The 1,591-nt window shown below is 39.0% G+C and carries 1 protein-coding gene; it reads right to left on the minus strand.

Annotated features, from left to right (window positions below):
- Positions 1-95: 95 nt before the first annotated feature.
- Entirely contained in the window at positions 96-1,331 is a 1,236-nt protein-coding gene (locus J2Z40_RS19640; RefSeq protein ID WP_066392140.1) for an IS110 family RNA-guided transposase, read from the minus strand.
- Positions 1,332-1,591 lie beyond the last annotated feature (260 nt).

Here is a 1,591-nt window from a genome sequence, read left to right on the forward strand (position 1 = left end):
TTTTTATTGTGTGGTATTCTAAAAATAAGCAAGCCAAATAACCTTCCATTAGAACAATTTTGGAAGGTTTTAGTTTATTTAGATAGCTTTGCAATTTATACTATATCTTGGAAGGTTGAATTGCTTTTTAAGAGTGCATAAATCCAATGTAAAAGCTTATTTGCACATGCAATTATGGCTACCTTGTATGGCTTTCCTTCATCACGTTTCTTATCGTAGTACTCCCGCATTTTTCTATTACATGGGATGCTTTCCGGGGTCATTTTCTTCTTCCGGGAATCACGGATGGCACATTGCACGGCCATATATAAAGCGTGTCTTAGCCTGCTTGAACCTCTTTTTGTAATCCGGTTCACTGTCCCTTTGAATCTCCCAGACTCAAAGATACTTGGGTCAATACCGGCAAATGCAACAAGTTTTTTAGGGTGGTAAAACCGTTCAATCTCTCCGATTTCCGAAATGATCGTTGCAGCGATCTTTTGACCTATTCCAGGGATTGATTGAAGGATTTTATATTCTTCCATTTCTTTAGCCAAAGCATCTATCTCTGCTTCTAGTGTTGATAGGTGCTTTTGGTACACCAGAAGCATATTTATATGCATTTTCAGACTGACAATATGGCTTTGATACAATACTTCCTTAAATGGATTCCTACCGGCTGCCTCGATAAGCTTCTTTGCCTGTGTCCGTGCCCAATTACTTGAACGGCTTCTACAAAGTTCATTTATCCGGTTGGCTAAGGTTTCTTCTTCAACTTCCAATACCTCTTTTGATGTTGGAAATTCCAATAAAATTAATAGAGAAACAACTGAATACATGTCACCAAAAACATTTTCGTATTCTGGAAATACCTGATCAAGCACTGCCTGAAATTGAAGCTTTGTTTGTACATACATACCTGTCATGCTTTCGTTCTGCCTCGTAAGGTTGCGAAGGTTCAAAATCTGAATCCCACGCTTTTTATAAGGCTCCAGATCCTCTTTATAAAAGAGCTCGCAGAGATGCTTAGCATCGATTATGTCTGTTTTGACCTTCCTCAAGGAAGAGCTTTTTGCCCGATAAGAAACTAATGGGTTTACGATAATAAGCAGGTAGCCTCTTTCCTCAAAATACTGGACGACCGGTATATGATAATGCCCTGTAGACTCCAGTACAATGGGTGGTTTCATCCCCGTAAGATTTTCTATTTCTATAAGAAACTTACTCAACATTTCCAATCCTTCTAGAGTATGAAGTATTTTAAAGCTTGTTTTATAAGGATTTTTCTTTTCTAGGAAGGCTTGTACCTGGCTTTCCCCTTTGGCCACATCCAGTCCAACAACAGGATTCATTTTTTTATCTCCTCCAATTAATATCTAAATTTGCCGGCAACCCCTAGTCCATCTTGCAGTTTCATAGCTTCGCTTGTTATACGGGATCGTTGTCCCAACCAGCCAAATCATGTTTAAGCAAGTAGGGGGTGAACAGTTTATTTAACGGGATCCTCCTCCCAAGCGGAATTACGTTCTACCCCGGCTACCGTAATAATAAAACCATATAAAAAATGGTCAACCAGAAATATCTGGCTGACCTTATAATACGAAGCGGAATT

Source organism: Cytobacillus eiseniae, from assembly GCF_017874625.1.
Taxonomy (GTDB): Bacteria; Bacillota; Bacilli; order Bacillales; family Cytobacillaceae; genus Cytobacillus; species Cytobacillus eiseniae.